The sequence below is a fragment of the Enterobacter sichuanensis genome (assembly GCF_009036245.1).
GTDB lineage: Bacteria > Pseudomonadota > Gammaproteobacteria > Enterobacterales > Enterobacteriaceae > Enterobacter > Enterobacter sichuanensis.
The window spans coordinates 3,922,043-3,944,550 of sequence record NZ_CP027986.1 but is presented as its reverse complement, the minus strand read 5'-3'; the positions used below and the strand labels follow the sequence as shown (position 1 = coordinate 3,944,550).

General features: G+C 57.2%; 19 protein-coding genes. 11 read left to right on the top strand and 8 right to left on the bottom strand.

The genetic code is table 11. From position 1 onward, the window contains the following. The first annotated feature begins 62 nt into the window (after positions 1 to 62). Positions 63 to 1,610, top strand: coding sequence for a methyl-accepting chemotaxis protein (locus C1N69_RS19045; RefSeq protein WP_155031710.1), 1,548 nt, complete (start codon positions 63 to 65; stop codon positions 1,608 to 1,610). Between the two features lie 41 nt (positions 1,611 to 1,651). On the opposite strand, the gene C1N69_RS19040 is transcribed toward C1N69_RS19045, so the two are convergent. Next, complete coding sequence (locus C1N69_RS19040; RefSeq protein ID WP_059384915.1) at positions 1,652 to 2,242, bottom strand: TetR/AcrR family transcriptional regulator; 591 nt, start codon at positions 2,240 to 2,242, stop codon at positions 1,652 to 1,654. Between the two features lie 141 nt (positions 2,243 to 2,383). Between C1N69_RS19040 and C1N69_RS19035 the strand changes: the two genes are divergently transcribed. From C1N69_RS19035 to C1N69_RS19025, 3 genes are read left to right on the top strand one after another with little or no spacing between them, the layout of a single operon-like run. Then, a complete protein-coding gene (locus C1N69_RS19035) occupies positions 2,384 to 3,439 on the top strand; it encodes a sugar phosphate isomerase/epimerase family protein (protein ID WP_155031709.1) in 1,056 nt (351 codons plus the stop codon). 24 nt (positions 3,440 to 3,463) lie between these two features. After that, positions 3,464 to 4,360: an alpha/beta fold hydrolase gene (locus C1N69_RS19030; RefSeq protein WP_025759780.1), complete on the top strand. Its 897-nt coding sequence runs from the start codon at positions 3,464 to 3,466 to the stop codon at positions 4,358 to 4,360. Further along, positions 4,350 to 5,252 carry an alpha/beta hydrolase gene (locus C1N69_RS19025; RefSeq protein ID WP_155031708.1) on the top strand — a complete coding sequence of 301 codons (903 nt, stop codon included), beginning with the start codon at positions 4,350 to 4,352 and terminating at the stop codon, positions 5,250 to 5,252. Before C1N69_RS19030 ends, C1N69_RS19025 begins: the two co-directional genes overlap by 11 nt. A gap of 46 nt (positions 5,253 to 5,298) precedes the next feature. Here C1N69_RS19025 and C1N69_RS19020 read toward each other — a convergent pair whose 3' ends face one another. The 3 genes from C1N69_RS19020 to yghU all read right to left on the bottom strand — a co-directional run bounded on the left by C1N69_RS19020 (position 5,299) and on the right by yghU (position 7,107). Next, positions 5,299 to 5,622 (bottom strand): hypothetical protein, encoded by a 324-nt coding sequence (locus C1N69_RS19020; protein WP_155031707.1) that lies wholly within the window; start codon positions 5,620 to 5,622, stop codon positions 5,299 to 5,301. A gap of 125 nt (positions 5,623 to 5,747) precedes the next feature. Further along, on the bottom strand, positions 5,748 to 6,080 hold the full coding sequence (locus tag C1N69_RS19015; RefSeq protein WP_155031706.1) for a glycine zipper family protein: 333 nt from the start codon (positions 6,078 to 6,080) through the stop codon (positions 5,748 to 5,750). 160 nt (positions 6,081 to 6,240) lie between these two features. Further along, positions 6,241 to 7,107, bottom strand: a complete 867-nt coding sequence (gene yghU, locus C1N69_RS19010; RefSeq protein WP_047959464.1) for a glutathione-dependent disulfide-bond oxidoreductase — start codon at positions 7,105 to 7,107, stop codon at positions 6,241 to 6,243. 245 nt (positions 7,108 to 7,352) lie between these two features. On the opposite strand from yghU, the gene C1N69_RS19005 reads away from it, so the two are divergent. The 6 genes from C1N69_RS19005 (at position 7,353) to gss (ending at position 14,712) form a co-directional block, all read left to right on the top strand. Further along, positions 7,353 to 8,942, top strand: a complete 1,590-nt coding sequence (locus tag C1N69_RS19005) for an ABC transporter substrate-binding protein (protein ID WP_095451809.1) — start codon at positions 7,353 to 7,355, stop codon at positions 8,940 to 8,942. 45 nt (positions 8,943 to 8,987) lie between these two features. Then, a complete protein-coding gene (locus C1N69_RS19000) occupies positions 8,988 to 9,941 on the top strand; it encodes an ABC transporter permease (protein WP_155031705.1) in 954 nt (317 codons plus the stop codon). A 5-nt stretch (positions 9,942 to 9,946) separates the two neighbouring features. Continuing rightward, positions 9,947 to 10,792, top strand: coding sequence for an ABC transporter permease (locus C1N69_RS18995; protein ID WP_045286653.1), 846 nt, complete (start codon positions 9,947 to 9,949; stop codon positions 10,790 to 10,792). Then, the gene (locus C1N69_RS18990; RefSeq protein ID WP_155031704.1) at positions 10,785 to 11,762 is read left to right on the top strand and encodes an ABC transporter ATP-binding protein; all 978 of its coding nucleotides are present in this window, start codon (positions 10,785 to 10,787) and stop codon (positions 11,760 to 11,762) included. The genes C1N69_RS18995 and C1N69_RS18990 overlap by 8 nt, the downstream gene beginning before the upstream one ends. After that, a complete protein-coding gene (locus tag C1N69_RS18985) occupies positions 11,759 to 12,736 on the top strand; it encodes an ABC transporter ATP-binding protein (protein WP_155031703.1) in 978 nt (325 codons plus the stop codon). The genes C1N69_RS18990 and C1N69_RS18985 overlap by 4 nt, the downstream gene beginning before the upstream one ends. 110 nt (positions 12,737 to 12,846) lie before the next feature. Next, complete coding sequence (gss, locus tag C1N69_RS18980) at positions 12,847 to 14,712, top strand: bifunctional glutathionylspermidine amidase/synthase (RefSeq protein ID WP_047959460.1); 1,866 nt, start codon at positions 12,847 to 12,849, stop codon at positions 14,710 to 14,712. 438 nt (positions 14,713 to 15,150) lie between these two features. Here gss and pgaD read toward each other — a convergent pair whose 3' ends face one another. From pgaD to pgaA, 4 genes are read right to left on the bottom strand one after another with little or no spacing between them, the layout of a single operon-like run. Next, positions 15,151 to 15,591, bottom strand: a complete 441-nt coding sequence (gene pgaD, locus C1N69_RS18975) for a poly-beta-1,6-N-acetyl-D-glucosamine biosynthesis protein PgaD (RefSeq protein ID WP_155031702.1) — start codon at positions 15,589 to 15,591, stop codon at positions 15,151 to 15,153. Then, positions 15,588 to 16,919, bottom strand: coding sequence for a poly-beta-1,6-N-acetyl-D-glucosamine synthase (gene pgaC / locus C1N69_RS18970; RefSeq protein WP_155031701.1), 1,332 nt, complete (start codon positions 16,917 to 16,919; stop codon positions 15,588 to 15,590). Before pgaC ends, pgaD begins: the two co-directional genes overlap by 4 nt. Beyond that, positions 16,912 to 18,849: a poly-beta-1,6-N-acetyl-D-glucosamine N-deacetylase PgaB gene (pgaB, locus tag C1N69_RS18965; protein ID WP_155031700.1), complete on the bottom strand. Its 1,938-nt coding sequence runs from the start codon at positions 18,847 to 18,849 to the stop codon at positions 16,912 to 16,914. Before pgaB ends, pgaC begins: the two co-directional genes overlap by 8 nt. An 8-nt stretch (positions 18,850 to 18,857) precedes the next feature. Beyond that, positions 18,858 to 21,296 carry a poly-beta-1,6 N-acetyl-D-glucosamine export porin PgaA gene (gene pgaA / locus C1N69_RS18960; RefSeq protein WP_155031699.1) on the bottom strand — a complete coding sequence of 813 codons (2,439 nt, stop codon included), beginning with the start codon at positions 21,294 to 21,296 and terminating at the stop codon, positions 18,858 to 18,860. A gap of 672 nt (positions 21,297 to 21,968) precedes the next feature. Between pgaA and C1N69_RS23105 the strand changes: the two genes are divergently transcribed. Next, positions 21,969 to 22,502 carry a helix-turn-helix transcriptional regulator gene (locus C1N69_RS23105; RefSeq protein ID WP_167514986.1) on the top strand — a complete coding sequence of 178 codons (534 nt, stop codon included), beginning with the start codon at positions 21,969 to 21,971 and terminating at the stop codon, positions 22,500 to 22,502. The last annotated feature ends 6 nt before the right edge of the window (positions 22,503 to 22,508 follow it).

Genomic DNA, 22,508 nt, shown 5'->3' with positions numbered 1-22,508 from the left:
CTGCCGATAACGAGAGAAGCACTCGCCTCTGGGCGAATTCACCCTCACGGCAAGGAAGACTTATGAATATGCTCCGTAATTTCACAATACGTTTCGTCATGCTGACGATCCTCGGGATCTTTTGTGTAATGTGGGCGGGGGTTGGGCTGTACAGCACCTGGTCCCTTTCCCGCGTTTCCGATGGCAATGACGTGGACCGCCAGCTGGTTAAACAGATGACGGTACTCAGCCAGGGTAACGATCAGTATTTCCGCTTCGTGACCCGTCTGAGCCGCGCAATGGAAGTCAAAGCCGCAGGCGGCACGCCGGATCTGGCCTCTGCCCAACAGGCGCTGGATAACATGGGCAAGAAACTGGCCGAGATGAAAGCCATCTCCCCAGGCCCGATGGATGAGCAGGTCTCATCCCGGGTGATTGGCGCCTGGCAGGCGCTGCTCGAACAGGGGGTGACCCCGCAAATGCAGCAGGCGAAACAGGGCGCGCTGGACGGCTATCGTCAGCAGGCGAATAATGTCACCCCACCGCTGAGCCGCGCGTTCGGTGCGGCGGCTGAGGCATTCAACACTGCCGCCGCGACGTCGCTCGACAGCACCCGTGTGGTGGTGGACGGCCTGACCAGCATGACCCGGACGGTGATTATCGTCGCCACGATTATCGGCCTGCTGATCCTCCTCTTCACCGACCGTTATCTGGTGGCAATGCTGGTCAAACCGCTGGATCGCATTCGCCATCAGTTCCGCCAGATTGCCCAGGGCGATCTCAGCCAGCCTATTGAGCCGTTTGGCCGCAACTGTGTGGGACAGCTGGTGCCGCTGCTGAGCGCCATGCAGGACAGCCTGCGCGAAGCGGTCAGCACCATCCGCTCCGGCAGTGAGAATATCTGGCGTGGGGCGACGGAGATTTCCAGCGGTAACAACGATCTCTCTTCCCGTACCGAAGAGCAGGCGGCGGCGCTGGAAGAGACGGCAGCCAGCATGGAGCAACTGACCGCCACGGTGAAACTGAACGCCGAAAGCGCGCGTCAGGCGAGCCAGCTGGCCGATGTGGCCTCGACAACTGCCAGCCGCGGCGGCTCGCTGGTGGAAGAGGTGGTCACCACCATGAGCGGGATCTCGGAAAGCTCGAAGAAAATTGCGGAAATCACCAACGTCATCAACAGCATCGCCTTCCAGACCAATATCCTGGCGCTTAACGCCGCGGTTGAAGCGGCGCGCGCGGGCGAGCAGGGTCGTGGTTTTGCCGTTGTGGCAGGCGAAGTCCGCAATCTGGCCAGCCGCAGCGCCAACGCGGCGAAAGAGATTGAGGGGCTGATTGCCGATTCGGTTTCCCGCGTGGAGCAGGGGGCGCAGCTGGTGAGCGACACGGGCACGACCATGGATGCGATTTTGCGTGACGTGACAGAGGTAACCACCATCATGAAGCAGATTGCGTCGGCTTCAGAGGAGCAAAGCAAAGGCATTTCTCAGGTCGGTATCGCCATCACCCAGATGGACGGCGTTACCCAGCAAAACGCCTCGCTGGTGGAAGAGGTTTCCGCGGCGGCGGCGGCGCTTGAGCGCCAGACCGAAGATCTTCAGCGTTCGGTGCAGAAGTTCCGCCTGACGGCTTAACGCGCAAAGGCCGCCCTGTGCGGTCTTTCTCAGCCTCTTACTCAGGAATGCGGCAGCAGGCTAAGCGCCTGTTTAACCGCCGCCTGCAAACGTGATTCCGGCACTCCGTCCCGGGCCTGCACCGACAAACCATGTAAAAAGACGGCAAAATAGTCTCCCAGACTCTCGGCATCGGTCGACGCCGGCAATTCACCGTTACGCACTGCCAGATGGAGACGGTCGATGATCTGCTGTGTACGCTGCAGGCGATGCTGCGCCAGCCAGGTTTTGATCGTCTCATTTTCCGCACTGACGCTGGCTGCAGAGGCCACCACCATACATCCTTGCGGCAATTGCGGATGGCAGTACAGATGAACCGCATCCATTAACAGCGTCTGGAGGGTATCCCGCACGCTGCCCCCGGCGGCTAAGGCCCGATCCGCAAAACCGCCTTCCTGTTTTTCGTAATCGGCGATAGCTTCCCGAAAGAGCTGCTCTTTTGAACCGAACGCCTTGTAAATACGTGCCGATGCAATCCCCAGCTCTGCCACCAGATCCGACATTGAGGTGCCTTCATAACCCTGTCGCCAGAACAGGTTACGCGCTTTGATAAGCGCCTGGTCACGATCGAACTGGCGCGGTCTGCCTGCCATTTTGTTGCTCCGGTTGGTCCTGAATTCTGTGCAACAGGATCGCCTAAATCATCTGGATTACCAACGAATTTATAATTTTCGCTTGCGGTTATCCGGCTTTACTCCTATTGTTTGTCAATCGACAAACAATAGGAGTATACGATGAAAACCCTCAAAGGTCCCTCTCTCCATCTGGCTCAGTTCAGCGATGATGCGGCCCCCTTTAATAATTTGCCTGCGATCGCCCGGTGGGCGGCGCAAACGGGTTTTAGCGCTCTGCAAATTCCGGCATGGGACCGCCGTCTCTTCGACGTGGCGACGGCGGCAGAAAGCCAGACCTACTGCGACGATCTGACCGGTATGCTGGCGGAGCATGATCTGGTGGTAAGTGAACTGACCAGCCATATCTTCGGCCAACTGATGGCGGTACATCCCGCTTACGACAGCTTATGCGACAGCTTTGCGCCGGTGGAAGTACACGGCAACCCACAAGCCCGCGGCGAATGGGCAAGGCAGCAGCTGCTCCTGGCGGTCAAGGCCTCCGCCCGGCTTGGTCTCAGCGATCTGGGTACCTTCTCTGGCTCGCTGGCGTGGCCCTATCTGTTCCCGTTCCCGCAGCGTCCGGAAGGGTTAATTGAAACCGCCTTTGACGAGCTGGCCAGACGCTGGATGCCGGTGCTCAATGCCTGTGACGAGCAGGGCATAAACCTCTGCTATGAGATCCACCCGAGTGAAGATCTGCATGATGGGATAACGTTTGAAATGTTTTATCAGCGGGTTAAAGAACATCCCCGCTGCCGGATACTTTTCGACCCCAGCCACATGGTGCTCCAGCAGCTTAACTACCTGGAGTTCATTGATATCTATAAGGACCTGATCAACATGTTCCACGTCAAAGACGCTGAATTCAATCCGACCGGTCGTCAGGGGATTTATGGTGGCTATCAGTCATGGGTTGATCGTGCAGGACGTTTTCGCTCACTGGGTGACGGTCAGGTGGATTTCAGGGCTATTTTCTCGACGCTGACCCAACACGATTATGCCGGCTGGGCAACCCTCGAGTGGGAATGCTGTCTGAAAAATCCGCTGGACGGTGCCAGAGAAGGGGCTGCGTTCATCCGCGACCATATTATTCACATCACCGATAAAGTCTTTGATGATTTCGCCGGTGCGCCGGTGAACCCTCAACAAATCAACGCATTACTCGGTATTCGCTAAGCCACGACATTACAGGGAGTCCCCATGGAACAACAATACGGTGAGATCGCGCATGCGGATCTCAGGGCAGAACACGTCTATACGAAAGTGAACGGACAGCGCATCCATTGCGTCGTGGCGGGAGAAGGTCAACCGGTATTACTGATACCGGGCTGGCCGCAGACCTGGTATACCTGGCGCTATGTCATGCGCGCGCTGGCAGCGGCAGGTTTTAAGGCTATCGCGGTTGATCCACCAGGCATGGGGGAATCAGACAAACCGCGCGACGGCTATGACACCGGACGCGTTGGTGCCACGCTGCATACGATGATGGCGCAACTGGGGCATTCACATTACAGCATCGTGGGCCATGATATCGGCATGTGGGTGGGTTATGCCATGGCGAGCGATTTTCCACAGGCGATAGAACGGCTTGTGCTGACAGAAGCGGTTATCCCTGGACTGGCACCGCCACCGCCAATTTTTGTCGCACCGGAAGAGAATATCTTTCTCTGGCACTTCATGTTCAATCAGCTGGCGGATTTACCTGAAACCCTGACCAGCGGGCGCGAATCACAATATCTCAGCTATATTTTTGACCGCTGGTCGCATCGTCGTGAACGGGTCGCTGCAGAGGTGTATATCACCGCCTATTCGACGCCCGGCGGATTGCGTGCCGGCTTCGACTATTATCGCGCTATCCCGGAGACCATCCGGCAGAACCAGCGTCGCGCGCAAACGCCTTTAACCATGCCGGTGTTAACGGTGGGGGCCGAACATGCCACGCGCGATGCACCGCTGATAACCCTGCAGGGCAATGCCCGTGATCTGCGTGGTGAGACGGTGGCCGATTGCGGGCATTTTATTACCGAAGAGTGTCACGAGGCGTTTATTGGGCTGATCGTGCCATTCCTCTCAGAGGATGCACATCATGCCGCTTGATAAACATATTGCTGATTTTCTGGCTGCGTCATCGGGCGCGCCGCAGCCGGCGTCATTAGCCGAACTGCGTGTCGCCACCGACGTGGATTTGCTGCGGCTACAGGGCGAGGAGGAAACGGGTGGCGCCATTCAACATCACGTTGTGATTGCCGATGATGGCTACGAGATTGAACTTCGCGTCTATACCCCTGCCGCCTCGAAGGTAGAAATCGCGCAGCCTGCAATGCTGTTTGCTCATGGCGGCGGATGGTGCCTGGGGTCGTTGTCGCTGTACGATCGACCCTGTCAGGCATTGGCGAATGCTACTGGCCGGAAAATACTCTCCGTGGATTACCGTCTGGCGCCGGAGTTCCCCTTCCCGAGGCCGTTAGAAGATGTTTATCAGGCATTGTGCTGGTCCAGTGAACAGGCCGCGCTTCTGGGTATTGATGCCACTCGTCTGGCGGTGGGCGGCGACAGTGCAGGCGGAAACCTCGCTGCAGCGACAACGCTGCTGGCCCGGGATCGCGGTGGACCTCATATAGAGCATCAGTTGCTGCTCTACCCGGCGTTAAGTCGCGATATGTCGACCGAAAGCTATTGTGAATTTGCTGAAGGTTATTTTTTAACGCGTGATGCGATGGCGTTTTGCTGGGAAAACTATCTGGGAGACCGTCGTCATCCTTATGCCGAGCCGCTGCGTATGCCCTCGCTGAGGGGGGTACCGCCAGCAACCATCCTGAGTTGTGAGTATGATCCCCTGCGCGATGAGGCTGAAGCGTATGCGCGGCGGCTTGAGGAGGCGGGGGTGCCAGTACGCTGTGAACGGCTGCCGGGCATGGTGCATGCCTGTATTCATATGTCGGGGCTAACGCCTGCCGCGCGTCGGTTGTTTGAACGGGCTCGTATATAGTTCAGGGTGGGGCTTCGTTTTCCAAACGTGGCGCTTGATTTGCTGGCTATCGAGCCTTCCGGGTAAGAGTCCTCAGCAGGCGGAATGCTTTCCAGCCCAGAGCGGGTGGAAAGGTCACCCAGGCAATGATCAGGATAATGAGGGAACTCATGCTCCCGGAAAGAATGTGTGTCCGGCTACCCGCGATGAGGGTGACCAGCATAACCAGAACCAGCGCGACCGTGAGCCATACCGAAACCTGGAAGCGCCGTGAGAGCGCATCGATGAGATGCTGCAGGGTGCCTCCAGCTGCTGAGAGTCGGGCCTGTAAATTGTCTACTTCGCTTTGGCTGAAACCTGCCTCAAGCAAGTCTTTCTCACTGATAGCCATCACATCCTCCCTAATCAGGCGAAAGTATACTGTATTAAAACAATAATGAGAGAAAACAAAAAACCCAGCGTAATAGCTGGGTTTCTTCATCATGCCGATTCGAAAAGGGAGAATTACGGCGTTTATCAGTGCGTCGCTTCACCGATCAGCGCGCCGGAACCGGCGCCGACAGCTGCGCCTTTCAGCACGCTATTGTCCGTCACGGCAGCTGCGCCAGCACCCACAACAGCACCAACGGCACCGCCTTTACGTGCGGCTTTGCCTTTGTCGCCGTTTTTGAACATGGCACCGGTGCCTGCGCCCACCACGGCACCGCCAACGGTTGATTTCAGATCTTTACCCGTGGCCGCGCCAATTGCCGCGCCTGCTACCGCGCCAGCGGCGGTTTTATCGATAGCCATTCCCGAGGCGGAAAAAATGAGGGCGCTGATAACCAGCGTTGTTTTAATCAGTTTCATAACAGATCCTTTGTGACTGCTGTCGGTTGATACGTCATTTCTCACCGTCTGGCGGAAGAAACACGCCCGGATAGTGCCAGCAATACCTGCCCAACCCTTAGGCTAATCATGCCCTGAACAGGGATCTGTTCTGCCGGGCGGTAAACCGCCCGGCCACTCGTCATGCCTGACGCTTGTCTTCGGTATTCGTATCAAAGTCACTCGCCGCGTGACGTTCGTGGAGCTGCTCGTTCAGCTCGCCGCTGGTGCGGTTGACAATCCGTCCACGCTTCACGGCATGGCGGTTTGCCACGTCTTTCGCCCAGCGCTGCACGTTGGTGTACTTCTCTGCGTCCAGGAACTCGGCGGCGTTATAGACGCTACCCAGCGCCACGCAGCCGAACCATGGCCAGATCGCCATATCCGCAATGGTGTACTCCTCACCCGCGACGTAACGACCGCGAGCCAGCTGTTTATCCAGCACGTCGAACAGGCGTTTGGCTTCCATCGTGAAGCGGTCGATCGCGTACTCAATCTTCACTGGCGCATAGTTGTAGAAGTGGCCAAAACCACCGCCGAGGAACGGCGCCGCGCCCTGAAGCCAGAACAGCCAGTTCAGCGTCTCGGTGCGTCCCGCCGGATCTTTTGGCAGGAAATGACCAAATTTCTCTGCCAGATAGAGCAGGATATTGCCGGATTCAAATACGCGCGTTGGCGGATTCGTGGAGTGGTCGCGAAGCGCCGGTATTTTCGAGTTCGGGTTCACCTCAACGAAGCCGCTGGAGAACTGATCGCCCTCGCCGATGCGGATCAACCACGCGTCGTACTCCGCGCCCGTCACGCCCAGCGCCAGCAGCTCTTCGAGCATGATGGTGACTTTCTGGCCGTTAGGTGTCCCCAGCGAGTAGAGCTGCAGCGGGTGAGAGCCGACAGGCAGATCTTTCTCATGCGTTGCGCCGGAAATGGGACGGTTGATATTGGCGAATGCGCCGCCGTTGTTCTTTTTCCATTCCCACACTTTGGGTGGCTGATAGGTGTTGTCTGACATGTTGGCCTGCCTTTTTTGTGATGTGTTGAGGCAGTGTAGCAGGAGATTTGTGAAGCGTTTAACGAACTGAGCGTAATCGATCTGCCGCTATTCCTTCCGGCGCTTATATATAACAAATCCGGCATAAGCTTAATCGAAAATCGCATTTTCATAATTAATGCGTAAACAGATAAAGCTGCATATGATGCTTCAACATAAATAAAAGATGCAGTCATAAACACTTTATAAGGCAAGGAGTTAGTGAGATGCGTAAGCTTCTGTTATCGGCCGTGGTCGTTTCGCTCGCGTTAGGCCTGGCGGGCTGTGATGATGCGAAAAATAAAGAGACAAATACGTCCCCCGCGGCAAAAAACGATGCGCCAAAAGAGGGCGGTTCGCTTATTATCGGCATAACCTCCGGCGACCCGCTAGCCGTTAATCCGCTCTATGCCAGTGACCGCACAACGTTAACCATCATGCAGGCGCTGTATGCTCCGCTGTACAGCTTTAATAACGGCAAAATTGAGTGGGGCCTGGCGGAAAGCCTGACGCCTTCTGCCGATAACCTGAGCTACACCCTCACGTTAAAACCCAACCTGAAATGGCAGGACGGGCAGCCGCTGACGGCGGACGACGTGGTCTTTACGTTCAATAAGCTGCTGGATGCCAAACAGCACAGCTTCTTCCGCAGCATGTTCACCTACGGCGATAAGCCGGTGCAGGTAAGCAAGGTTGACGACCGCACCGTTAAATTCACCTTACCGCAGGTCAGCGCGGCTTTTACCGGCACCCTGGTGCAGATCTACCCGATCCCGCAGCACGTGTTCGCCGGTGAAGACGATCTGGAAAAGAGCAGCAAAAACGATGCGCCGGTGGGTTCTGGCCCGTTCAAATTCAAAGAGTACCGCGCCGGACAGTATTACGCCCTGACCCGTTTTGACGATTACTGGAACGGCAAAGCGAAGCTTGATTCCGTGACTTACCGTTTCGCCAAAGACAGCAATGCCGCGAATCTTGCCCTGCAAAATGGTGAAATCAACCTCAAGATGGTGGACCCGCAGGATGTGAACCGCCTGAAAAATACCGGTAAGTTTGACTTCGTGGTCTATCCGGAAGGGCGTCTGGCCTACATGACCTTCAACCAGAACGTACCGGTGATGAAGAGCAAGGCGCTGCGGCAAGCCATTGCTTACGCGATCAACAAAGATGAGCTGACCCAGACCGCGTTTACCTCGCTGGACTACGCCAAACCGGCGACCTCGTTCCTGACGCCAGATACGCTTTACAAGACGGATGACGTCGAGCAGTACAAATTCGATCTGCAAAAAGCCAAAGATCTGCTTAAAGCGTCCGGCGCACCGGACAACCTCAGGCTGCGCCTGGCGTATGTGAACACCAACAAAACCCAGGAGAGTATGGCGCTCTACATTCAGCAGGCGCTGAAGGGCATTGGGGTGAACGTGGAGCTGATGCCGCTGGACTCCAACGCCATGTCTCAGCGCAGTCTCGACATGAACAACACCGCCTGGGAGCTGAACCTGGGCGGCTACATCATGGGCTCAGAGCCGGACGGTTACAAATCACTGTTCATGAGCAACGAGGCCTATAACTACGCGCATTATAAAAACCCGCAGTTCGATGCCCTGTGGGATAAAGGCGCCGTGGAAACCGACGCCGCGAAACGGGCAGATATCTACAAGCAAATTCAGCAGACCGTGGCAAACGACATGACCTACTACCCGATTGCCTATACCAATGCGACCGTCGCGGTGGACAAGCGCTTCGGCGGCACCCAGGAAGCAGAGCCGAAGCCGGTCTACCTGTTCCAGGATCTGTCAAAAATCTATCAGAAATAAGTCATTGCCCCGGCCGTTGGGTCGGGGCCTGGGTAAGGGCATGTCGTGAACACACTTCTCACGCGTCGGCTGCTGCAACTGTTCCCGATGCTGTTCTTTATTTCACTGGTGGCATTTTTGCTGGTCAAACTCGCCCCGGGCGATCCGGTGGCGGCGTACATCACGCCGCGTATGGCTCCGGAAGATATCGAACGTATTCGCCAGACCCTGGGGCTGGATAAGCCGCTGGTTACGCAGTACGTCCTGTGGCTGAAAAACGTCCTGCAGGGCGATCTCGGCTATTCGCTGATCTACCACCGCCCGGTGCTGGAGATGATCGGCGAACGCATTCCGGCCACGCTGGGGCTGATGGGGGCGTCGCTGCTGCTGGCGATCGTGCTGGCTATTCCGCTCGGCCTGCTGGCGGGAGCATTTAAGCACCGCTGGCTGGATCACGTGCTGAACCTGTTCGCCTATATTGGCATCTCGGTGCCGATTTTCTGGTTCGGCATTTTGCTTATCACCGTCTTTGCCGTGCAGCTTAACTGGTTCCCCAGCATGGGAATGCGCACCATCGGCATGGACGATAACGCGCTGGATGTCTTGCGCCACGGCGTGCTGCCGTGCATTGCGCTGACGTTCTACAACCTCTCCAGCTACGTGCGATACATCCGCTCCAACACCATCTCGCAGCTCTCCGCCGACTACGTGCAGACCCAGCTGGCCTACGGCGCGACGCGCGCCAGTATTCTGTTCCGTCACGTGCTGAAAAACGTGCTGCTGCCGGTGATCACCCTGTTTGGCCTGTCGTTCGGCGAGCTGATCGTGGGGGCCTATGTGACGGAGAGCGTCTTCTCCTGGCCGGGGATGGGGCTGCTCGGGATCCAGTCGATCGCCTCGCTGGACTACCCGCTGATCATGGCGATCATCATGCTCTCGTCGATGATGCTGATCGTCGGTAACCTGATCGCCGATCTGCTTTATCGCTTCGCCGATCCCCGCATTCGTACGCTGAGGTAACCCGGATGAGCAGACGCTGGCAGCAGGTTCGTCACCAGCTGCGCCGCAACCGTCCGGCGCAGTTCTCTCTGTTTGTGCTTTTTATTTTCGTTGTCGCCGCGCTTTGCGCCGGCTTAAGTCCGTACGATCCGGATCGGATGGCGCTCGGCGCACGCACGCTACCGCCGGATGCCGCGCACTGGTTCGGTACCGATGAATACGGACGCGATTACTTCACCCGGGCGCTGTATGGCGGCCAGATCTCGTTAATGGTCGGTTTTCTCGCCATGCTCTTCTCCACGCTTATCGGCACGGTGGTGGGAACGGTGAGCGGCTATTTTGGCGGCTGGCTGGATAACCTGATGATGCGCGCTGTGGATATCCTGATGGCCATTCCGGCCTTCTTCCTGCTGCTGGTGGTGAATGCTTACCTCAAGCCGGGCGTGGATAACATCATCCTGATCATCAGCCTGCTGACGTGGATGAACATGTCGCGGCTGGTGCGTGCCGAAACGCTGTCGGTGAAAGAGCGCGAGTATGTGCTCTATGCCCGCGCGTCGGGAGAATATCCGCTGCGCATTATCGTGCGCCACATTATTCCCGGTGTGCTGCCGACCATTATCGTGGCCGCCACGCTCAATATCGCCTCGGCGATTTTGATGGAATCAACGCTCAGCTTCTTAGGGCTGGGCGTGCAGGCACCTGCGGCGTCGTGGGGAAGCATGCTGAACAACGCGCAGTCCTATATTGGCGAAGCGTCGTGGCTGGCAATGTTCCCCGGTATTTTGATCCTGCTGACGGTGTTCAGCTTTAACGTGCTGGGCGATGTGTTCCGTACCGCCTTTGAGCCGGGAGCCAGTCGCGATGAGTAGCTTATTAGAACTCGATGACCTGCATACCACGTTCCGCACCCGGGAGGGGGAAATGCATGCGGTGCGCGGCGTGAGCTTTCAGGTTCAGCCGGGAGAACTGGTGGGTATCGTTGGCGAATCGGGCTGCGGCAAGAGCGTCACCTGTAAGTCGATTATCCAGCTTCTCGGGAGCAACGGCCGGATAACGGGCGGCAGCATCCGTTTTCAGAACGAGGACCTGGCGCAGAAAACCCCGGCGCAGATGCGCGACATTCGCGGCAACGAGATCGCGATGATTTTCCAGGATCCGATGACCGCCCTCAACCCGGTGCTGACCATCGGCAAGCAGATGGCGGAGATCCTGATGCGCAATAAAGGGCTCAGCAAAAAAGCGGCTAAAGCGGCGGCGATCGCCATGCTGCAACAGGTGGGCATTGCTGAGGCGGAACGCCGGTATGACCAGTATCCCCACGAGTTCAGCGGCGGGATGCGTCAGCGAGTGATGATCGCCATTGCGCTTTCCTGTAATCCGAAGCTTCTTATTGCTGATGAACCGACCACCGCGCTGGACGTGACCATTCAGGCGCAGATCCTGCGCCTGCTGAAAAGCCTGCAGCAGCAGACCCAAACCGCGATTTTGCTGATCACCCACGATCTCGGCGTGGTGGCGCAGGTCTGCAGCCGCGTGGTGGTGATGTACGGCGGGCTGGTGATGGAGGAGGGGAGCGTGGAGGACATTTTTTATCGCCCTGCGCATCCTTACACCCAGGGGCTGCTGGCCTCGCTGCCGCGTCCGGATGAGGAGAATCAGCGGTTGTCACCGATAGAAGGTTCGCCGCCAGGCCTGCTTAATCCGCCGCCGGGTTGCCCGTTTGCCGAACGCTGTCCGAAGCGTATGCCGCAGTGTGAGCGGCAGCCCGCGTTTTATTCCGTCGGAGAGGGCCATCGCGCCGCCTGCTGGCTATGGGCCGATAAGGAGATTCAGGCATGAGTGAACAACAGACGCCTTTAGTGCGCGTACGGGACCTGCACAAACACTATCAACTTAACGGCGGTTTGCTGCGTAAAGGCGTGGCCGTGAAAGCGGTCGATGGCGTGAGCTTTGATATCCAGCCCGGCGAGACGTTTGGCCTGGTCGGGGAGTCCGGCTGCGGGAAATCGACCCTCGGGCGCGCCATTCTGCGTCTTTTCGATATCACCTCGGGCGAGATCCACTTTGCCGGACAGGCGATCGCCCACGCCCGTGAAAAAGAGCTGAAGCCGCTGCGTAAAAGAATGCAGGCGATTTTTCAGGATCCCTGGTCCTCGCTCAACCCGGGGATGACCGTGCGACAGCTGGTGGCCGAGCCGATGCAAATCCACGGCTACAGCCGGGAAGCGCAGCAGGAGCGTACGGAAACGCTGCTCTATAAAGTCGGGCTGAAGCAGGAACACCTTGAACGGTTCCCGCACGAGTTCAGCGGCGGGCAGCGCCAGCGCATCAGTATTGCCCGCGCGTTGTCCGTGAATCCGGAGTTTGTGCTGTGCGATGAACCGCTCTCGGCGCTGGACGTCTCGGTGCAGGCGCAGGTGGTGAATATTCTGCAGGACCTGCAGCAGGAGCTGGGGCTGACCTATCTGTTTATCGCCCACGATCTCTCCATGGTGCGCCATATCTCCAGCCGAATTGGGGTGATGTATCTCGGTAAGCTGATGGAGGTGGCCCCGGCGAATGCGCTGTATCAGCATCCGGCGCACCCTTACACCCGCGCGCTGCTGGCGGCGGTTCCCCGTCCCGACCCGCGCATTCGTCACCTCGACGACGCTACCCTGCGCGGCGATATTCCCGGCCCCACCTCCGCGCTGCCTGGCTGTAAGTTCTGCAGCCGCTGCCCGCATGCCATGCCGGTTTGCCAGACGCAGGAGCCGGCGATGCAGGAGATTGCGCCAGGGCATTTTGCAGCATGCTGGTTGTTTAACGTGTAATTAATGCGCCACGCAGGTGTATGATAAATCCTCCTCTGTCAGGTTAATTACAACGTGCAGACGACGACAACCCTTAAAAAATTGCCGCCTGCCTGTTTTAGGTTGGATACATGCGTAAAGGAACGTTAAGCAGTGATGCGCCATTCGGGACATTGTTAGGCTATGCGCCCGGTGGCGTGGCGATTTACTCTTCAAATTACGGCAGTCTGGACCCGCGAAATTACCCGGAAGATGCGGATTTCCGCAGCTATATTGGCAACGAATACATGGGCCACAAGTGGCAGTGCGTTGAGTTCGCCCGCCGTTTTCTGTTTCTCAACTATGGCTTTGTGTTTACCGATGTCGGCATGGCGTGGGAGATCTTCTCTCTGCGCTTTTTGCGTCAGGTGGTGAACGATAACATTCTGCCCCTTCAGGCCTTTGCCAACGGCTCGAAGCGCGCGCCGCGCGCCGGGGCGCTGCTGATCTGGCAAAAGGGCGGCGAGTTTCACGAGACCGGCCACGTGGCGGTGATCACCCAGCTTCTGGACGATAAAGTGCGTATCGCGGAGCAGAACGTCATTCACGCGCCGCTGCCGCTCGGGCAGCAGTGGACGCGCGAGCTGCGCCTCTGTGTTGAGAACGGCAGTTACACGATCCACGACACCTTTACTGACACCGAAATCCTCGGCTGGATGATCCAGACTGACGACACAGAACACAGCATTCCGCAGCCGGAAATCGACGGCGAACTGCTGAAAATCAGCGGTGCGCGGCTGAAAAACAGACGCCAGTTCGACGGGAAGTGGCTCAACGAAAATGACCCCCTGCAACAGGCCTATATCCGCGCCAACGGTCACTTTATCAATAAAGATCCCTGCCAGTACTTCACCATTACCGAAAGCGCCGAGCAGGAGCTGATCAAAGCCACCAACGAGCTGCACCTGATGTACCTGCACGCGACCGATAAAGTGCTGAAAGATGACAACTTACTGGCGCTTTTCGACATACCGAAAATTCTCTGGCCGCGCCTGCGCCTCTCCTGGCAGTGGCGCCGCCACCATATGATCACCGGTCGTATGGATTTCTGCATGGATGAGCGGGGGATTAAGGTGTATGAGTACAACGCCGACTCCGCCTCCTGCCACACGGAGGGCGGGCTGATCCTCGAAGAGTGGGTCAAAAACGGCTATCGCGGCAACGGGCACAATCCGGCGGAAGGCCTGCTGGAAGAGCTGACCGGGGCGTGGAAGCACAGCCACGCGCGTCCGTTCGTGCATATCATGCAGGACAACGATGTCGAAGAGGACTATCACGCGCTCTTTATCCAGCGTTCTCTGCTGCAGGCCGGGTTTGAAACGAAAATTCTTCACGGGCTTGGCGCCCTGAGCTGGGATGCCGCCGGGCAGTTGATTGACGACGAAGGCCGTCACGTCAACTGCGTGTGGAAAACCTGGGCGTGGGAGACGGCGATAGAGCAGATCCGCGAGGTGAGTGAAACCGAGTATGCCGCGGTACCGATTCGCACCGGCCACCCGGCTGGGGAAGTACGGCTGATTGACGTCCTGCTGCGCCCGGAAGTGCTGGTCTTCGAACCGCTGTGGACGGTGATCCCCGGCAACAAGGCGATCCTCCCGGTGCTGTGGCAACTGTTCCCGAACCACCGCTACCTGCTCGATACCGATTTTGAGGTTAACGATCTGCTGAAACAGACCGGCTATGCCGTTAAGCCCATCGCCGGGCGCTGCGGCAGCAATATCGATCTGATTAGTGCTGAGGACGAACTGCTGGACAAATCCAGCGGCAAGTTTGTTGACCGCAAAAATATCTACCAGCAACTGTGGTGCCTGCCAAACGTTGATGGCAAGCATATTCAGGTTTGCACCTTTACCGTGGGCGGGAACTACGGCGGAACCTGTCTGCGCGGTGATGACTCGCTGGTGGTGAAAAAAGAGAGTGATATTGAGCCGCTGATTGTGGTAAGGGACTCACTATAAAATATTACCTGCACGGACGACTCCCTCTCCATTGAGGGAGAGGGTTGGGGTGAGGGGGAACATACGGCTCTGGTGGTCATTCCGTTCACTTTATGTTCCTTGCTACTCTGCAACGACATGGCCTGTGAACGTGCCAGGGTGGCTCAGTCGCCACCACCCTGGCGACCCGGGCTCCCGGCGGTAAATCGCCGCTTCGCGGTACCTTCGGCTAATTCCTTCCGGCTTATCGGGGACGGGCGGAGGTAACGTCCCTGTAAAGCCCGCCCTCTCGGCGCATCCATGCGCCTCGCCCCGGCCGGAAGGAAAACGCCTCAGCGATTTACAGCCGGACCAGGGCATCGCTGAAAGCCTTTAGTCATTCTGAAACAAGATTATTGCTTCTGTTTAAAAATTACTGTGGATCCCTCAGCCCGCAGGGCATCCTGCGGGCGCCTTTTGTTACGGTTCTTCCTCTTCCTCTTCCTGCTGCCCGCTGACCTTCAAATCAATAATCCGGCCAATCTGGTCATGATAGACCGTCAGCAGGTTGTACTGGCTCATCTCAGAGATGATTTGCGGTGAGACATTAAAGCTGCGGGCAAGCTCCTCCTCCGGCAAATAACCCGGCTGACGCCGTCTCACCTGAGCCCGGCGGCGGTTGTACTGATACCACAAAATCAGCAGCCAGCCGTTGAGCGCGGCGAACAGTAAATAGATCAACACCGTATTAAAGGACGCAACGATCGCGCCCCAGCGGTAGTCGCTCTCATCGGTGAGCTGCATCCAGAGTCGGGCGTACAGGAAAAAGAAAAACCCTCCCCACGCGACCAGCGTTAACGCGGCATCAAAAAGACGCGGCAAGAGCCGATGTTCAGTCAAAATTAAGGTATTTTCGTTCATGGCAGGCTTCCTTTTCCCCGGTCCGGACTGATCCAGCGCGCGCGGGCACGCTGGCGTTTAAGCATCACTTTTGGAAAGGCGACGAGGGTAGTGAACAGGCCAATCATCCAGTACACCATCGGGAACCAAATCACCCAGAAAAGCGCGCTGGCCACGTTTCGCTCATAGCGCCGCTCGATGTACAGGCTGACCAGGAATTGCAGCAGACACATGACCCCCAGCAGCAGCCCGGTAAACGCCGGGGGAAAGAGGCTCTCGACGGTCAGGTTCGCGGGAAGCGGGGCGACATGGCTGAAGACGAACAGCAGCACCGTCATCGCGTAGGCGAAGGCCCACAGCGTTGACAGCGCGTACTCCATAAACAGCGGCCACATGCGGTGGTGCTCCCAGCGCACGATCTTACGCAGGTTAACCAGAAACACCTCAGCACCGCCCTGGGCCCAGCGCAGACGCTGTTTCCACAGGCCTTTTAGCGTCTCCGGCATCAGGATCCAGCACAGCGCGCGCGGCTCGAAAAAAATATCCCAGTGGCGAAGCTGAAGCTTCCAGCTGATGTCGATGTCCTCGGTGATCATGTCCGGGCTCCAGTACCCGACATCCGCCAGCGCCTGCCGGCGAAAGGCGGCGATGACGCCGGAGACGGTAAAGACCCGACCGTAAATCCGCTGCGTCCGCTTGATGAGCCCAATGATGGAGGAGAACTCGCCCACCTGTATGCGGCCAATCAGCGTGGAGCGCGTGCGAATACGCGGGTTGCCGGTCACCGCCCCGACATGGGGGTACTGGATCAGCGGCGCCACCAGATAAGCCGCGGTATCGCGATCGAGCAGCGCGTCGCCGTCAATACAGACCAGCAGATCGCCCCGGGCCGCCGCTGCCCCGGCTTTGAGCGCCAGCGCTTTGCCCTGGTTTTCCGCGAGGTTAATCACCCGCAGGCGCGGCTGTTCCAGCGCCAGCTCCTGCAGCACCTGCGCAGTGTTGTCAGACGAGCCGTCGTTAATGGCGATCACTTCTATATTCTCATACCGCTGAGCCAGTGCGGCGCTGATGGTCTCTCTGGCGTTCCTTTCCTCATTGAAACAGGGGATCAGAATGGAAATCAGCGGCTCGCCGGCGAGCGTGGGGGCCGGTGTGTCGTGATCCCATGACCAGTGTCGTTCAAGCTGAAACCAGAAATAGAGTCCGCCGGTTATCCAGAGCACTGACATAAACAGCGGCCAGAAGAAGACAAAATCCAGAATCAGTTCGCCGGTAAAGAGGGCGGCCACGCCTAACGGCAACCCGAATACCAGACATAAAATAGAGAAGGCGATAAGGCGATCAGTCATTGTCAGGGTACCAGTACGATGAAAATTCAGGCCTGATACGGGAAATATCAGGTTGGTTATTGAGAAAGTCGTCGGGGTAGTAGCCGTAGTTTTTAATGCCGTTCAGCTGGAGCACCTGCATCCACGCCACAAGCTGGCTATCGGAAACGGCACGGGGCGGTTTCTGCCCCCAGTCCCTGGCCTGCAGCTCAAAAATGGTTTTATTGCGCGCGCCGGGGCGTTCGGCGACGGCCTTAACCAGACGCGTCAGCCAGGCATCGCTTTCGTCTACCGGGACGGACTCCATCAACGGCATGGCCATCGGCACCGTCCAGTCATACTCCGCCAGAAAGTCATCGAGATTCTGCGCAAACCACGCCTCGCTTTCGGGCTGCAGGATGGGTAAGGCAAACAGATTACGGGCGGTTTGTATCTGCGGACCGCGGATGTGCTTCACCGCCAGGCCAAGGGCGTGGGTAAACCCGATAAGCAGTTGGCTCTTCTGGCGAGTCGTGTCCTGCCCGGCGTCGTCCACGTCCGTCAGTACCGCATCGTCATGAAACAGGATCCCATTGAAGCTGGCATAGCGGGCCAGATCCTCATAGATGTCCGTCACCTGCTGACGCACCTGCGGATCCCACGGGGAGAGCCGGATATAAGGCTCGGTGGCGTCGCTTAACCGGCCGGTTTGCCGATCCCGGCGCTGGACGCGCGGCAGGGAAGGGGAGAGATCGAACGAGAGTACCGGCATCCATGCGAAGACTTTTACCCCCGCGCGGGTTTGCAGCTGCCAGGAGACAAAATTAAACAGATCGGCCCGGACCGGGAGCCGTCGGTTGGGGAAATAGAGCGCCTTGATCCTGCCATCGCCCTGCGGATCGGCAAACGCCTGCAGGAAAACATGGCTGATTTTCATGTCGTAAACCCGCTGGATCAGCCGGTTGATATTTTGGGTCTGCTGAGCCGGGTTGGGATCGTAAACGTAGTCGAGATCGACATGCATGACGCGCACCGGTTCAGGCTCCTGAACCTGGCTAACCGTGCTGGCAAAGGCTTTGAGCGAGGGATTCCCGGCGATCAGCAGACGGGGAATGCTGCCGAGATTGCGCACGTCACCCAGCCCGTCCTCAAGGGTAAAGGCCAGCTGATAGCCCTGTTTTTTGGCAATCCCGAGCGACGTGCCGTTGGCGGCGCCATAGGGCCAGACCCAGGCACGCGGAGCTTTGCCGGTCACCTGGGTGATTTTTTCGGTGACTTTGCGCACGTCATCGCCGATCCGCTGGCTGAACTCAAGGTCCGTTTCATAGCGGCCCGTTGCGTTATCATAAAAGCGATTGGCGATCGCCGGTTCGCGGCTGCCCTGCGGGTTGGCCGGAATGCCGTAGTGCGAGGCCCAGGTATGCGAGCCGATCTCAATCAGCGGGGAGTGGCTGAGCTCGCGCACCATGTCCCACGTCGCGAAGCGATCGCGGGGCGTCATCAGGCCGCCGAAGTTAACTTTTTGATTTTCCGGCGTATCCACCCAGCTGCCCACCGGCGCCCACAGCGCAGGAACGTTCCACGCCTGAAGCAGCGGCCAGACGCGGGTGTAAAAGCTGCTGTAGCCGTCGTCAAAACTGAGTAATACGGCTTTCGGCGGCAGCGTTTTTTTCCCGTCATGGGCATCCAGAATGTCCTGCACGCTGATGGCGTGATAGCCGTTGTGCACAAGCCAGCTAATCTGCTCGTTCAGCGCGCTGGTGCGAACGGAGAGGTAGCGCTGATCGGCGGCATCATCTTCTACGTCGTGGTAGGCCAGGACCAGAAACTGGTTCGTCGGCCAGGGTTTGCTCGCCTCCAGCTGCGGTCGCGCTTTGGGGGCAATAAATGAGAAAGCCTGTGCACAGGCGCTCGCGCTCAGGCAGAGCCAGCCGAAGAGGAGCAGGCTCACGGAAAGACGTGTATTCAGCATATTCATCCTTAAAAGCGTAAAGTCGCATCAAACGTGACGGAGAGATTGCTTTCGCGCTTGCCGTCGTAAGGGCGTTTATCCCAGTTCAGCATCACGCCGGTATCAATGACGTTGTTCCACTGGATGCGTTGTCCGTAACCCATCAGGGTGATGGCCCCGGCGGACTGATTTTTCTGCCAGTACCTGCCGCCTCCCGCCACGATCTGCTGGCTCCAGAGGGTGTCGTAATGGCGATACATCTCATGATCGACGGACAGGGCAGCCGTCACGGACAGGTCCCGCGCCGGGTTGTAATAGAGCGTGTTCCGCTGGCTGTTTTTACTGGCGGCGATCTCCGGTTCGAGATCCAGCGTCAGGGACGGCGCCTGCCAGAGACGCTCTTTCCCCGTGAGGGTGTATTCCTGTCGGCGGTTATGGTCTGAAAAGTGACTGACGGCGGCGCTGAACTGGTACTCACGCCGCTCGTTTTGATACCAGCGCACGCCGCCTTCACCCCGGTTAGCACTGATCCCATTGCGTAACGCCCGCAGAGGCGTGGTGCGGGACAGGCGTTCGAGGCTGCCGCTGACCTGCCAGTTATCCGTGAGGTTGTAGGTGGTTGAGAGCCGAGCCCCGGGCTTGTTGGCCCCGTGATAGTGGTTCCCGGAGAGTTCGGCTTCGAGCTGGAGGTCACGAGACCGCCATTCGACACCGCCCGACAAATGACGGCTGGAACCTTTGCCTTCATCGAAATTACCCTCTGCGTAGCGGGTGCCCGCAAACAGCCGCCAGTTATCTGCCATTGGCGGACCATAGAGCGTGGCGTCCCAGTTCATGTCGTGGGTACCGCTAACGGGATTATCGGAGTGCAAACCTTTTCCCGCGTTGAGACGCAGCTCGGACAGGTGGTGGACCGCTCTGAGCCTGTCCAGACGCCGGGCGCTGCGATCGACGGGTGCGCGGGCAAGCACGTCGTCGGCCAGTACGTCCATCTGTCGCCACTCCTGCAGATCCATCGCGACGTAGGCCTGCTGCAGTTCCAGCTCCAGATTCGACGGTTCCAGCGCCTCTGCCATTTTCAGCTTTCGCTCGGCCGCGCGCGGCAGACCCCGGGCCTGAAGCAGGGAGGCATAGTCAATCTGTAATCCCTGGTTGCCGGGCGCCGTTGCGGCCATACGCTGAGCCAGCTTTTCGGCTTCCGGCTCGGCGTGGGTCGCCAGTAAATAGTTAAAGCGCAGCGACTGTCCGCTAAGCCATCGATCGTTCGGCTGAGGGGTAGGGGAACCAAAATCGTAACGACTCCAGGGGATGTTGCGGGTCTGGCGCTCAGCATACTGACGGGCGGCCTGATACTGACCGGTATCCAGCCAGGCATAGAACAGCGCATGCTCCTCGTCCTGCGGATCGGACGCATATTGTGGATAGCGTTGCAGAAGTGAGAAGGCGGCAGCGGCGTTTTTCTCCTGCAGATACGCGGAGATAACCCAGCCGATTGCCCAGCCCGGGACCGGATGCCGTGCGGCCGTCAGCGCCTGATACTCGCGGATGACCTGCGGATAATCGCCATGCGCATACAGCGCACCAAGTCTGTCGATACGGGCAAGGATAATGTCGTCCGCCGCCTGCGGATCGTTTTGCCAGCGAGCAAACAGGGTGTCGTAACGATTCAGTGCGCTTTGCGCAAGAAGCAGGCGCTCTTTTTCTGTCTTTGCGGGGACATCAGCAAGGCGAACGGTTTCGGCAGCGGCATTCAGCTCAAGACGGCGACGCTGCGCCGGAGTCAGCGCCACCCGTTGTGAACGTTGAAGCGCGGGGGTATTCACCCGGTTATCCGTAAGCGCGTCGATGAAGTCTCTCTGCAGCGCGTTATTCTCTGGCGCGATATTCAACGCGCGCGTGTCCGCTAAAAGCCGATCGCCGTTTTTTCCCTGCATTAACCAGACATACGCGAGCGTCTGAAGATGGGCCTGCGAGGGATTTTCAGCCACCAGCTGCCGGGCTTCCTGCAGCGCAAGGGTATCCATGCGGGCATCGGCAAGGGTTTTGATGTAGCCGATACGGTAATCGTCATTCTCTGGAGCAAGGCTACGCGCTTCATTCCAGAGCGATAACGCGGGCTGCCACGCTTTCTGATTTCGCCTGGACTGCGCGACGGCCGCAACGCCCCGGGCGGGAAGCGGCATATAAATACCATAACGCCGCCAGACCTGAATCACCTCGTCATCGCGCCCTGCCCATCCTGCTACCTGTAGCCAGTCCGCAACGTTCTCAGGCGTCAGGGCATGCTGTTGCTGATAACGCTGAACATAATCGAGAAACGGTGTGTAATTACCGTTACGCGCCTGCTGAATCTCTTGCTCATAAACGGATCCCGTAGCCTGAACCAGAACAGGAAAGAGTAATAACAGGAACAATAATGTTGGGATGCGATTAAAGAATAACGTATTGAAGCGAAGTGAACTTTCCATATCTATTTGCCATTTGTTTATCATGAATCCATTGCATAACACGGCCGCCTTTAAACTCAGCGTTAAAGGCCATAAATGAGAACATTAAATCTGAATGCAGTGATGTTACGGGGTACTTACTTAAAGGTAATTATGGATCCTTATCTCAGTCGGTGGGATGGAAGATAATGTACACCTGATATCTTGCCGGATAAATATGCTGAAAAGCGGCTATGCTGTTTTGAGATAATTCTGGGATGAGCCGGTTTTAACGATTATTTCGAAGGGGTTGGTTAATTCTAACTATTTGAAATATATTTAATTTATTTTTATTGTGACAAGAATGTTTATATTTTTAATGCCGATTATCTGCGTCAATTAAAGTAGTTTCTGGTGCATGTTTGGGAAGTTTCATGACAAAAATTCTTAATGTTCAGAGAAGTGACTTTTCTGCGATTGTTTTTTATTTATAATTAATGGCAGCCATTGAATGAGAGTCTACAGGAAGTCTCACTCATCAATGTCTGAATTGAGGGATGTCCAAAGCCAGAATACATTTATCGTTAATATGACAGCGCTATAAAACGAAGGCGGTTTTCTTTCCGCAGGATCGTTCTTGCTTTAATCTAAAAGGGATGGTTAGTGGCAACTTCAATAGTGTTAGTGACTCAGGATCGCTACCTTGTCAGGGGGATGAGGCTATTTTTCCCGGATATTATCCTGCTCGACTCGGTTGACAGAAACATATTTGATAACGGTGCAGATGAATATTCTGTATTGATTGATAGTCGTTCTCCGCTCCGTTTATATGATTACCTGATACGCCATCCGGCCAGAACGAAAAAAACGATCTGCTGCGTTATGCTCGATATGCGCCATCGTGAGGAGAATCTGCTCAGTATGAAATTGTTTACCAACATGTCGCACACCGCGGCGGATATGGCCTCACTGTTTAATCTGGTGCTGAATATGAAGGGCAGGCGTCTGACCACGAAGTGGCTGCTTAACCTGCGGCTAAGCATGCACGAAGCGATCATGTTGCGGTTGCTGCGGGCAGGCATGTCGATGGAGGAGGTGGCAAGCGAGCTGGGGATGTCGGTTAAAAGCCTCTACCGCAAACGCACGGCGCTCTCGGAACGGCTGGGGGCTGAGAACTTTAATGAGGCGTGTTTGTTTATCTTTAAAAACAAACTGCTGGACGCAGGTGGGAACGATCCCTGGCTTTGACAGAAA

Coding starts and splice junctions, on each gene's coding strand:
- pgaB (WP_155031700.1), bottom strand. CDS start 18,849: ATGCTGAATACACGTCTTTCCGTGAGCCTGCTCCTCTTCGGCTGGCTC.
- C1N69_RS19015 (WP_155031706.1), bottom strand. CDS start 6,080: ATGAAACTGATTAAAACAACGCTGGTTATCAGCGCCCTCATTTTTTCC.
- C1N69_RS19030 (WP_025759780.1), top strand. CDS start 3,464: ATGGAACAACAATACGGTGAGATCGCGCATGCGGATCTCAGGGCAGAA.
- pgaA (WP_155031699.1), bottom strand. CDS start 21,296: ATGGAAAGTTCACTTCGCTTCAATACGTTATTCTTTAATCGCATCCCA.
- C1N69_RS19040 (WP_059384915.1), bottom strand. CDS start 2,242: ATGGCAGGCAGACCGCGCCAGTTCGATCGTGACCAGGCGCTTATCAAA.
- gss (WP_047959460.1), top strand. CDS start 12,847: ATGCGTAAAGGAACGTTAAGCAGTGATGCGCCATTCGGGACATTGTTA.
- C1N69_RS18990 (WP_155031704.1), top strand. CDS start 10,785: ATGAGTAGCTTATTAGAACTCGATGACCTGCATACCACGTTCCGCACC.
- C1N69_RS19045 (WP_155031710.1), top strand. CDS start 63: ATGAATATGCTCCGTAATTTCACAATACGTTTCGTCATGCTGACGATC.
- C1N69_RS19020 (WP_155031707.1), bottom strand. CDS start 5,622: ATGGCTATCAGTGAGAAAGACTTGCTTGAGGCAGGTTTCAGCCAAAGC.
- pgaC (WP_155031701.1), bottom strand. CDS start 16,919: ATGACTGATCGCCTTATCGCCTTCTCTATTTTATGTCTGGTATTCGGG.
- yghU (WP_047959464.1), bottom strand. CDS start 7,107: ATGTCAGACAACACCTATCAGCCACCCAAAGTGTGGGAATGGAAAAAG.
- C1N69_RS19025 (WP_155031708.1), top strand. CDS start 4,350: ATGCCGCTTGATAAACATATTGCTGATTTTCTGGCTGCGTCATCGGGC.
- C1N69_RS18985 (WP_155031703.1), top strand. CDS start 11,759: ATGAGTGAACAACAGACGCCTTTAGTGCGCGTACGGGACCTGCACAAA.
- C1N69_RS18995 (WP_045286653.1), top strand. CDS start 9,947: ATGAGCAGACGCTGGCAGCAGGTTCGTCACCAGCTGCGCCGCAACCGT.
- C1N69_RS23105 (WP_167514986.1), top strand. CDS start 21,969: ATGAGGCTATTTTTCCCGGATATTATCCTGCTCGACTCGGTTGACAGA.
- C1N69_RS19035 (WP_155031709.1), top strand. CDS start 2,384: ATGAAAACCCTCAAAGGTCCCTCTCTCCATCTGGCTCAGTTCAGCGAT.
- pgaD (WP_155031702.1), bottom strand. CDS start 15,591: ATGAACGAAAATACCTTAATTTTGACTGAACATCGGCTCTTGCCGCGT.
- C1N69_RS19005 (WP_095451809.1), top strand. CDS start 7,353: ATGCGTAAGCTTCTGTTATCGGCCGTGGTCGTTTCGCTCGCGTTAGGC.